At 68.9% G+C, this 10,832-nt stretch carries 10 protein-coding genes; 3 read left to right on the top strand and 7 right to left on the bottom strand.

Going from position 1 to position 10,832, the window contains the following annotated elements; translation table 11 throughout:
- Positions 1 to 79: 79 nt before the first annotated feature.
- On the top strand, positions 80 to 1,663 hold the full coding sequence (locus H7I57_RS19980; protein WP_264025535.1) for an adenylate/guanylate cyclase domain-containing protein: 1,584 nt from the start codon (positions 80 to 82) through the stop codon (positions 1,661 to 1,663).
- Here H7I57_RS19980 and topA read toward each other — a convergent pair.
- The 3 genes from topA to H7I57_RS19995 form a co-directional block, all read right to left on the bottom strand.
- Positions 1,660 to 4,479: a type I DNA topoisomerase gene (gene topA / locus H7I57_RS19985; protein WP_264025537.1), complete on the bottom strand. Its 2,820-nt coding sequence runs from the start codon at positions 4,477 to 4,479 to the stop codon at positions 1,660 to 1,662. The genes H7I57_RS19980 and topA overlap by 4 nt on opposite strands.
- 133 nt (positions 4,480 to 4,612) lie before the next feature.
- On the bottom strand, positions 4,613 to 5,203 hold the full coding sequence (locus H7I57_RS19990) for a hypothetical protein (protein WP_264025539.1): 591 nt from the start codon (positions 5,201 to 5,203) through the stop codon (positions 4,613 to 4,615).
- A 144-nt stretch (positions 5,204 to 5,347) separates the two neighbouring features.
- Entirely contained in the window at positions 5,348 to 5,551 is a 204-nt protein-coding gene (locus tag H7I57_RS19995) for a cold-shock protein (protein WP_006243848.1), read from the bottom strand.
- A gap of 298 nt (positions 5,552 to 5,849) precedes the next feature.
- Between H7I57_RS19995 and sftH the strand changes: the two genes are divergently transcribed.
- The gene (gene sftH / locus H7I57_RS20000; RefSeq protein ID WP_308204387.1) at positions 5,850 to 8,189 is read left to right on the top strand and encodes a DNA 3'-5' helicase SftH; all 2,340 of its coding nucleotides are present in this window, start codon (positions 5,850 to 5,852) and stop codon (positions 8,187 to 8,189) included.
- 291 nt (positions 8,190 to 8,480) lie between these two features.
- On the top strand, positions 8,481 to 9,560 hold the full coding sequence (locus H7I57_RS20005; protein ID WP_264025540.1) for a PAS domain-containing protein: 1,080 nt from the start codon (positions 8,481 to 8,483) through the stop codon (positions 9,558 to 9,560).
- Here H7I57_RS20005 and H7I57_RS20010 read toward each other — a convergent pair.
- The 4 genes from H7I57_RS20010 to H7I57_RS20025 all read right to left on the bottom strand — a co-directional run.
- On the bottom strand, positions 9,557 to 9,943 hold the full coding sequence (locus tag H7I57_RS20010) for an Rv3654c family TadE-like protein (RefSeq protein WP_264025542.1): 387 nt from the start codon (positions 9,941 to 9,943) through the stop codon (positions 9,557 to 9,559). The two genes, H7I57_RS20005 and H7I57_RS20010, sit on opposite strands and share 4 nt — an antisense overlap.
- Positions 9,909 to 10,175: a TadE family type IV pilus minor pilin gene (locus tag H7I57_RS20015; RefSeq protein ID WP_275081487.1), complete on the bottom strand. Its 267-nt coding sequence runs from the start codon at positions 10,173 to 10,175 to the stop codon at positions 9,909 to 9,911. Before H7I57_RS20015 ends, H7I57_RS20010 begins: the two co-directional genes overlap by 35 nt.
- Before the next feature lie 62 nt (positions 10,176 to 10,237).
- Positions 10,238 to 10,441, bottom strand: a complete 204-nt coding sequence (locus H7I57_RS20020) for a DUF4244 domain-containing protein (RefSeq protein WP_264025543.1) — start codon at positions 10,439 to 10,441, stop codon at positions 10,238 to 10,240.
- A gap of 21 nt (positions 10,442 to 10,462) precedes the next feature.
- A partial coding sequence (locus tag H7I57_RS20025) for a type II secretion system F family protein (RefSeq protein WP_264025544.1) occupies positions 10,463 to 10,832 on the bottom strand: 370 nt, incomplete at its 5' end.

Here is a 10,832-nt window from a genome sequence, read left to right on the forward strand (position 1 = left end):
CGATAACAGTAGTGCTGCGAACCGACACGTCCGTCCCAGACGCCCCGTCGCCGTCCGCCGCGCCCGATACGGTGAACCAATGGCCGCCGAAGCGATCGAGGTGGGGCGAATCAGCGCGTTCGTCCGCTGGGTCGCGCGCACCCCGTGGCCGGTGTTCACGCTGGGCATGCTGCAGGCCGACATCATCGGCGCTCTGCTGGTCCTCGGCTTCCTGCGCTTCGGCCTGCCCCCCGAGGACCGCATCCAGTTGCAGGACCTGCCCACCTACAACCTGGCGATCTTCCTCGGCTACCTGTTCGTGTCGTTCACCGTGGCGTCGTACCTGACGCTGCGCATGCTCATCCCCGTCATGCGCTGGCAGCGCCGCGACATGCTGCTCGGCGACCGCGACCCGGCCGCCACCGAAGTGACGCGCATGCGGGCGTTGAAGATGCCGTTCTACCGCTCGGTGATCAGCGCCACCAACTGGCTGCTCTGCTCGGTGGTGTTCATCGTCGCCAGCTGGCCGGTGGCCAGCAAGTCGGCGCCGGTGGTGGCCGTGGCCACCGGACTGGGCGCCACCGCCACCGCGATCATCGGCTACCTGCAGTCCGAGCGGGTGCTCCGGCCGGTGGCCGTCGCCGCCCTGCGCGGCGGGGTACCGGAGACCTTCCATGCGCCCGGGGTGATCCTGCGGCAGGTGCTGACGTGGGTGCTGTCGACCGGCGTGCCGGTCCTCACGATCGTGCTCGCGCTGGTAGCCAGCAAGTTCGCGATCCTCACCGCGCCCGCCGAACGCCTCACCACGACGATCCTGCTGCTGGCGATCGCGGCGCTGGTGATAGGTCTGTCCAGCACCGTGCTGGTGGCGATGTCGATCGCCGACCCGTTGCGCCAGCTGCGCTGGGCGCTCGGCGAGGTGCAGCGCGGCAACTACAACGCCCACATGCAGATCTACGACGCCAGCGAGCTCGGCCTGCTCCAGGCCGGCTTCAACGACATGGTGCGCGACCTGGCCGAACGGCAGCGGCTGCGCGACCTGTTCGGACGGTACGTCGGCGAGGACGTCGCGCGCCGGGCCCTGGAGCGGGGCACCGAACTCGGCGGCCAGGAGCGCGACGTGGCCGTGCTGTTCGTGGACCTGGTCGGTTCGACCCAACTGGCGGCGACGCGTCCGGCCTCCGACGTCGTCAGCCTGCTCAACGACTTCTTCCGGGTCGTCGTCGACACCGTCAACCGCCACGGCGGCTTCGTCAACAAGTTCCAGGGTGACGCGGCGCTGGCCATCTTCGGTGTGCCCATCGAGCATCCCGACGCCTCTGGGGCGGCGCTGGCCGCGTCACGGGAACTGCACGACGAGCTCATCGAGGTGCTCGGCGAGACCGATTTCGGCATCGGCGTGTCCGCGGGCAGGGCGATCGCGGGTCACATCGGCGCACAGGCCCGCTTCGAGTACACGGTGATCGGTGACCCCGTCAACGAGGCGGCGCGGCTGACCGAGCTGGCGAAACACGAGAAGGGCCACGTGCTGGCATCGGCGATCGCCGTCAGCGACGCACTGGACTCAGAGGCCCTGTGCTGGGATGTCGGGGAGATCGTCGAACTGCGCGGACGCACCGCGCCGACGCAGCTCGCGCGCCCGGTGAACCTGGTGACGGCCGACGAAGTGGATCTGTCCCGCTAGCTCTTCTTCGCGGCCTTCTTGGCCGGGGCCTTCTTGGCCGCCTTCTTCGCAGGCGACTTCTTCGCCACCTTCTTCACCGGACCGCGGGCCCGCCGATCGGCGAGCAGCTCGGACGCGCGCTCGTCGGTGATCGACAGCACGTCGTCGCCCTTGCGCAGGCTCGCATTGGTTTCGCCGTCGGTCACATAGGGCCCGAATCGTCCGTCCTTGATGACCATCGGCTTGCCGCTGGCGGCGTCGTTGCCCAACTCGCGCAGCGGCGGCGTCGCGGCTCCCTGCCTCCCGCGGCGCTTGGGTTCTGCGTAGATCTTCAGCGCCTCCTCGAGGGTGATGTCGAACATCTGCTCCTCGGTGGCCAGCGAGCGAGAGTCGTTGCCGCGCTTCAGGTATGGGCCGTAACGTCCGTTCTGCGCGGTGATCTCCTCACCGCTGGCGGGATCGACGCCGACGACGCGAGGCAGCGACAGCAGCCGGAGCGCATCCTCCAGCGTCACCGTCTCGAGATCCATCGTGCGCAGCAGCGAGCCGGTGCGCGGTTTCGGGCCGGTCGGCTTCTTGCCCTTCTTCGCCGGAACTCCAGCAGCCCCGTCGTCGGGCTCCTCCGGCGGCGCGGGCAGCACCTCGGTGACGTACGGCCCGTACCGGCCGTCCTTGGCGACGATCTCGTGACCCGTCTCCGGGTCGATACCCAGCGAGCGTCCCTCTTGCGGTGTGGCGAAAGCCTTCTCGGCCAGCTCCAGCGTCAGCTCATCGGGCGTCAGGTCGTCGCTGAGGTTGGCCCGCTGCGGGGTCAGCTCTCCTGGCTTATCGGGGTCACCGATGATCATCCGCTCGAGATACGGCCCGTTGCGGCCGACGCGGACGTTGACCGCCCGCCCTTCAGCGTCGTCGAAGAGCTTGATGGAGTTGACCAGCCGGGCGTCGATCTCCTCGAGGTTGCCGCCGACGAGCTTCTTGAGCCCGCCGGCGCGCGCGATCGAGCCCTCGACGCCGTGGTCACCACCGAAGTAGAAGTTGTTGAGCCAGTTGGACCTTCGCTCATTTCCTGAGGCGATCTCGTCGAGCTCGTCTTCCATGGCGGCGGTGAAGTCGTAGTCGACCAGCCGGGCGAAGTGCTGTTCGAGCAGCCCGATGACGGCGAACGCCACCCAGGACGGGACCAGCGCACTGCCCTTCTTGTGCACGTAGCCGCGGTCCTGGATGGTCTTGATGATCGACGAGTAGGTCGACGGTCGGCCGATGCCGAGGTCCTCGAGCGCCTTGATCAGAGACGCTTCGGTGTATCGGGCGGGCGGGCTGGTGGTGTGGCCGTCGGCGGTCAGGTCCTTCGCGTCGACGCGCTGTCCCTGGGTCAGGTTCGGCAGCCGGCTCTCCGCGTCGTCCGCCTCACCGCCGGCCTGCTCGTCGAGGCTCTCGACGTACGCCTTGAGGAACCCGGCGAACGTGATCGTGCGGCCGCTGGCGTTGAACACCACCTGCTCGCCTGACGCCGCGGAGCCGGCGATGCGCAGCGACAGCGTGGTGCCGCGGGCGTCGGCCATCTGCGAGGCGACGGTGCGCTGCCAGATCAGCTCGTAGAGGCGGAACTCGTCGGTGTCGAGCTGGGCGTGCAGCTGCCCCGGGGTCTGGAACACGTCACCGGCCGGGCGGATGGCCTCGTGGGCCTCCTGGGCGTTCTTGACCTTGCGGGTGTACTGGCGCGGCGATGGGTGCACGTACTCCTCGCCGTAGAGCTGGCGGGCCTGATTGCGCGCAGCTTCAACAGCGCTCGCCGACAGCGTCGTCGAGTCGGTACGCATGTAGGTGATGTAGCCGTTCTCGTACAGGCGCTGCGCGATGCTCATCGTGCGCTCCGACGAGAACCGCAGCTTGCGGCCCGCCTCCTGCTGCAGCGTCGACGTCATGAACGGCGCATACGGGCGGCGCGTGTAGGGCTTCTGCTCGACCGACGAGACCGCCAGTTGCGCGCCGCGCAGGCCTGTGGCCAACGCGTTGGCAGCGGCCTCATCGAGGACGAGCACCTCGTCGGGTTTGCGCACCGCGCCCAGTGAGTCGAAATCGCGCCCGGAGGCCACCCGTCGCCCGTCGACGGTGTTGAGCTTGGCGGTGAACCTGGGAGGAGATGCGGTGGCATCCGAAACGCTGGCGTCCAGCTCGGCGGTGACGTCCCAGTAGCCGGCGCTGCGGAACGCCATGCGCTCGCGTTCGCGCTGGACGATGATGCGGGTCGCGACGGACTGCACGCGACCGGCGGACAGCTTCGGGGCGACCTTCTTCCACAGCACGGGGCTGACCTCGTAGCCGTACAGGCGGTCGAGGATGCGGCGGGTCTCCTGGGCGTCGACCAGGTCATTGTCAAGGTCGCGCGGGTCTTCGGCGGCCGCGCGGATCGCGGGCTCGGTGATCTCGTGGAACACCATCCGCTTGACCGGGATGCGCGGTTTCAGCGTCTCGAGCAGGTGCCAGGCGATGGCCTCGCCCTCGCGGTCACCGTCGGTGGCCAGATAGAGCTCGTCGACGTTCTTGAGCTTTTCCTTCAGATCGGCGACGGTGCTCTTCTTGTCCGGGCTGATGATGTAGAGCGGTTCGAAGTCATGGTCGACGTTGACCCCAAGCCGCGCCCAGGGCTCCGACTTGTACTTGGCGGGGACGTCCGCCGCGGCCCTGGGCAGGTCGCGAATGTGTCCGCGGGACGACTCGACGATGTAGTTGGAGCCCAGGTAACCGGCGATTTTGCGCGCCTTGGTGGGCGACTCGACAATGACGAGTCGTCGAACAGCACCGTTCTTGCCGCTGCCGCGGTCCCCGTCAGCCACCTTTGACTAGCTCCACTTCTCCGTTTGCACGCGAGCATCGCATACCTGTGCGACCGCTGCGGCAACTGACAATTTCGCACCCCGGGCCTGCCGACGCAAACTGGCCCCTACACCCCCGATGGCCACCAGACGGCTAGGTCCGCGGCCACTGCGACAACGCCTCGGCGCTGCCCGGAGGTTCCCCCACGTTCTCTACCAGGCGCGATAGCCGTCGCCGCCCACTGATCCGCAACGCCGGATGTGTCCCGCGGGTGCCGATCAGCGTCGGTGCGATCCCGACCCTCATCATCGCCGATGCGAGCGGCGAATGCGTGTCGGGCGCGTGCGGGTCCAGTCCGAGCAGATAGCGGTCCGCTTCGGGCGTTCCGGCCGCCAGCGTCCACGCCCGTAGCTCCCGGGGTCCCGGCAGCCACTGCGGCGGCACGGTCTTGACCGCTCCCCTCGTCCACTGGTTGGCGATCTTGACCAGGCGGGCGTCGACGGACGTGCGGACCAACGGGGTGTCCTCGTCGGTGCGGGCGATCTCGGGCTGCAGCCCGGCCTCGTCGATCATCTCGGCCAGCGCCTCGGCGCGCCACAACCGGTCGACCACGACCGACAGCCGCGCCGCCTGTCCCTGTGGGCCGCCGACGAGCACGACCTGCCCGGGCGCAGCCAGGATTCCTGTCAGGTCGGCGATGGCCGGTGGCACCGACTCAGCCGAGAAGAAGGACAGCTGGCTCACACAAGTGACACTAGGGCAGCCCGTCGATGCAGAGGTGATGCCGGGCCGCGGGCCCTGCGGGCCGGCCCTCGACAGAGAACACCCCCGCGCCTTCCAGGGGAAGACACGGGGGTGATGTTGAGGTTCTGGTTTGGTCCGCTTCGCTCAGACGGCCCGAACGCCGGTGGCCTGGGGGCCCTTGGGGCTCTGACCGACCTCGAACTCGACCTTCTGGTTCTCTTCCAGGGTGCGGAATCCGCTGCCCTGAATCTCCGTGTAGTGGACGAACACGTCAGCGGAGCCGTCTTCGGGGGCGATGAAGCCGAAGCCCTTTTCTGCGTTGAACCACTTCACAGTTCCCTGTGGCATCTCTCGTACTTTCCTTCTCTTCTACTACCGGGAGCGGTCCACCGACTTCCGGTGTACCGGGCCCGTTCCGACCGCCATACCTTCGTGGAGTGCTCGGAACTGACCCGACCTACAACCCTCGCAGGAACCGCGATCGCAACGACGATCCTGCGAGTGCGAACACGAACACAGAAGCTGCGACCGCAGTAAGTCAATCACGTTCGGGGCTGCGGCGACAGTCTCGGAGCAATCACGTAGTGAACAATTCACGTACGACGGGATCGCAACGCCTTTCTCAGACGTCCCGGGGAGGTCCCAGGTGACAGATCCGGTGCTGGACTTCGGCCGCGAGCTGCTCGCGTGCGCGGTCGAGGGCACCGCCGCCGACGAACATCCGCTCCGCCATGTCGCGGATCTGCCGCCGCGGCGGGCCCGCACCGGGGCGTGGCCGCCCTGGGCCGACCCAGATGTGGTGCGAGCCTTCCGTGATCGGGGCGTCGAGGCGCCGTGGTCGCATCAACTGGCGGCGGCCGACCTCGCTCGCGACGGACGACACGTCGTGCTGAGCACGGGCACCGCGTCGGGCAAGTCGCTGGCCTACCAGCTACCGATACTGACGGCGCTGAAAGATGATCCGCGGGCCAGGGCGCTGTACCTGTCGCCGACCAAGGCACTCGGACACGACCAGTTGCGGTCGGCGGCGGCACTCACCTCCGCGGTGCCCGGGCTCGGCGATGTCGCGCCCACGGCATACGACGGCGACAGTCCCACCGAGGTACGGCGCTTCGCGCGGGAACGATCCCGGTGGATCTTCTCGAACCCGGACATGATCCATCTCTCCCTGCTGCGCAACCACGCCCGCTGGGCGGTGTTCCTGCGCAACCTGCGCTACGTCGTGGTCGACGAATGCCATTACTACCGAGGCATTTTCGGATCCAACGTGGCGATGGTGCTGCGCCGCCTGCTGCGGCTGTGCGCGCGGTACTCGGCGACCGGTGAACTGCCCACGGTGATCTTCGCCAGCGCGACTACCGCGCAGCCCGCGATCACCGCCTCCGAGCTGATAGGCCAGGCGGTGATGGAGGTGACCGACGACGGATCCCCGCAGGGGGCACGCACGGTGGCGCTGTGGGAACCGGCGCTGATCGACGACCTGATCGGCGAGAACGGCGCCCCGGTCCGGCGCTCGGCCGGGGCCGAGGCAGCACGGGTGATGGCGGACCTGGTCGCCGAGGGCGCCCGGATGCTGGCGTTCGTGCGGTCACGTCGGGGAGCCGAACTCACCGCGCTGGGGGCCCGCACCCGGCTGGCGGAGACGGCCCCGGAACTGTCACAGCTGGTGGCGTCCTACCGTGCCGGTTATCTCGCCGAGGACCGTCGCCGACTCGAGCGCGCCCTGGCCGACGGCGAACTGCGCGGGGTGGCGACGACCAACGCCCTCGAGCTCGGCGTGGACATCGCCGGCCTCGATGCCGTGGTGCTGGCGGGATTCCCCGGCACCGTCGCGTCGTTCTGGCAGCAGGCCGGGCGGGCGGGCCGGCGCGGGCAAGGGGCACTCGTGGTGCTGATAGCCCGTGACGATCCCCTCGACACCTATCTCGTTCATCATCCGTCCGCCCTGCTCGACAAGCCCATCGAACGTGTCGTCATCGACCCGGCGAACCCGTATGTCCTTGGGCCGCAGCTTCTGTGCGCCGCCACCGAGCTGCCGTTGACCGACGCCGAGGTGCGCGTGTGGGACGCCGAGGCGGTGGCGGCCGAATTGGTCGACGACGGGTTGCTTCGCCGGCGACCGAGCGGCTACTTCCCCACCCCCGGCGTCGATCCGCATCCGGCCGTGGACATCCGCGGGTCCACCGGCGGGCAGATCGCGATCCTGGAGGTCGACACGGGACGCATGTTGGGCAGCGCGGGGGCGGGTCAGGCGCCGGCGTCGGTGCACCCCGGCGCGGTCTATCTGCATCAGGGCGAGAGCTACCTGGTCGACTCCCTGGACTTCGAGGACGGCATCGCGTTCGTACATGCCGAGGATCCCGGCTACACCACGTTCGCGCGGGAGCTGACCGACATCAGCGTCACCGGGCGGGGCGAGCGGTCCGACCACGGGCCCGTCGCGGTCGGACTGGTGCCCGTGTCGGTGAGCAACACCGTCACCGGCTACCTGCGCCGCCGGCTCGACGGTGAGGTGATCGACTTCGTCGAGCTCGACATGCCGACGCGCACCCTGGAAACGATGGCAGTCATGTGCACGATCACGCCAGAAGCGTTGCTGGACATCGGAATCGACCCACTCCGCATACCGGGATCACTGCATGCGGCCGAACACGCCGCCATCGGCTTGCTCCCGTTGCTCGCCAGTTGCGACCGCGGCGACATCGGCGGGGTCTCCACCGCCGTCGGGCCGGTCGACGGCCTGCCGACGATCTTCGTGTACGACGGTTATCCGGGCGGTGCCGGCTTCGCGGCCCGCGGATTCCGCACGATCGCTGCGTGGTGGGCGGCCACCGCGGCGGCGATCGAGGCGTGCGAGTGCCCGATGGGTTGCCCGTCCTGCGTGCAGTCGCCCAAGTGCGGGAACGGCAACGATCCACTGGACAAGGACGGCGCGGTGCGGGTGTTACGGCTGGTGCTCGGCTCGCTCGGGGCAAGAATCGAATGAATCCACGTGGCGACCGACCCCTCGACGATCGCCTGCGGACGTCACAGAACACGGGTCCGAGGTGGACGCCGCGGCAAATGCCGAACTACGGCGGCGAACAGCCGGACTGCGGGATTCGTTTCCGTTCCCGCCTGCCAGGTTCAGTCGCAAATTACCTTGTCCGAGCGGTGGCTGCAACACAGAATGGGCAGGTCCGGCGGTACGAAGCCGTACTCGGGAGCGCCGCGCTTCACGGATTTCGTTGCCGTTCCATCACGGGAGGGCGGTTTACCCATCGGTAGGATCATCGCCATGACCCACGACTGGTTGCTCGTGGAAACGCTGGGCAGCGAGCCTGCTGTCGTCGCAGAAGGCGCGCACACCAAGAACCTGGTACCGATCAGCACATTCTTGAGGCGGCACCCGCATCTGATGGCCATCCAGAGCGCCATCGGTGAGACGGTGCGCGCAGGCAAGGGGCTCAGCAGCATCACGCCGAAGAACGACCGCGTGATCTGCACCGAGGTGGTCCAGATGTCCGATGGTCGCATCCACGGTGTCCAGATCTGGCTGGGGGCGCCCGACGAGGAGCCGCCCCCGCGGCCGGTCGTCGGTCCACTGATCTGGGACCTGTCAACGGGGACCGCGACGGACACATCCGAATCGCTGCGGATCGGTGGGTGGGATCCGGCCAAGGAGACCACGCACGGGCGGGCGTTCATCGACGACCTGCCGCGGCGTGACCTCAACCCCAACGAAGCCGAGATCCTGAGCATGGTGATCAAGCCCGAAGGGGGCCTGACGATCTGCAACACGTGGGACGTCACCGACTACCGGGGTGAGCGGATCACCGTCGGCTTCGTCGCCCGGTCCCTGTTCGAAGAGTGGGACGACGGCGTGGAGCGGCTGATCTGCCGGGCGATGAACTGGCGCAGCGTGCAAGACGGGCCGAGCATCCAGGAGGATCTCCTGGGCCAGCGGATCCTCGACAGCCTCGCCGAACCCGGCGTGCACCGGGCGCTGGTCGATCCACGGCACTGGACCCTGCTGAAATGGCTGGACGAACCGGTTCCGTTCTTCGACTGGCGCGCCGGAATCGTCGGAGAGCGGGCCCATCCGGACGACAAGGACACCCTGGCCGCGATGGAGGCCGAGTTCGCGACCGGAGCGACCTCGGGTGTGTTGCGCATGGTCGCCCACCACGGCGGGTGGATCCCGGTGCACATATCGGTCAACCGAGTCGAGCTGGACAAGGGCGTCTACGCCGGCCTGGCCGCGATGCGGTTGCCCACGCAGGAAGAACTCGCACTGGCGGGCTTGCAGGAGTCCGACGAACCGGCTCAGGGTACGCGAAAGGCCCGCTCGCGCAAGGAGAAAGCCACCAAGACCTAGTCCGCGGTGCCGTCCGGTATCACGGGGCCTGCCCTGGCCAGCGCCCTGGCAGGTGCCCTCCCGGCGACACCCAGGCCCGCAGCCGCCTCCACCGTGACGACGACATCGAGTCCGTCCAGGGTGCAGGCCACCGCGGCCGTGCCCATCGCGCGCGCCAGCAGAGCCGCCCGCGCGCAGGCGCTCTCGGCGCCGCCGGGCACGTAGGCCGCAGCAGCAAGAGCGGCGAGGTCGGCGGCGGCCTGCGCACGGTGGCGCGCGACCACCGCCGACCCCACGTGCGCACCTCCCACGGTGACGACGAGCAGCGCCGCGGTCATGGCCGCCGCGATCAGGGTGGCCGATCCCCGTTCATCCGGCGTCGGGTTCGGCGGCGGCGACGGCATCGGCGGTGATCGAAACCCCTGGCAGTAGCGCCGATCTCGAGGTGACCGTGGCGACCACGTCGTCACCGTCACGCCGCAGATCCAGCACCGCACCCGCCGGCGCGACCGTGCGTGCCGCCCGCGCGGCGGCCCCGTCGTCGCCACGTGCGGCCAGCCGCGCCGCCTCCCTGGCGGCGTCCACGCACCGCACCTGCATGGACACCGCGACGAGGCCCGCCAGGCAGACCACCATGACGGCCACCAGCGCGAGGATCGCGAAAGCCGCCTCCGCGGTGACTGTTCCGGCTTCTGCACCTAGACGTTGGTGTTCAGCGCCCGGGTGATGATGTTGGTCAGCGCGCTCACGATCGAATCCCCGGTGACGACGGTGTAGAGGATGGCCCCGAACGCGGCCGCGGCGATCGTGCCGATGGCGTACTCGACCGTCGACATGCCGTCGTCGGCCACGACGAGGATGACCACGCGGGCACGCAGGTCCCGAAAGCGTTCTTGCATCATGCGTTTCTCCTCCATTGTTGGTCACAGCACTCCCGAGCGCAGGACGTCACCGGCCAACCCGGCGACGACGGGCACGATGCCCAGGCACAGAAAGGCGGGCAGGTAACACAGCCCGAGCGGTCCCGCGATCAGGACCGCGGCACGCTCCGCCCTGGCGCTTGCGGCGTCTGCCGCGTCACCGCGCAGTTGGACGGCGAGATCCTCGATTCCCTGCGCCAGCGCGACCCCCGACGACGCCGACCGGCGGGCCATCCTCATGAACGCCTGCATGTGTTTGTCCGCAGGCTCGACGGGACTCGCCCACGCCCGGGCCGGGTCGGCGCCCAGGGCCAGCAGGTCGGCGGCACGGCGCAGCAGGGCCGCCATGGGCGCGGGCGCCGACTCCGCCACG

Source organism: Mycolicibacterium pyrenivorans (assembly GCF_025821625.1).
Taxonomy (GTDB): Bacteria; Actinomycetota; Actinomycetes; order Mycobacteriales; family Mycobacteriaceae; genus Mycobacterium; species Mycobacterium pyrenivorans.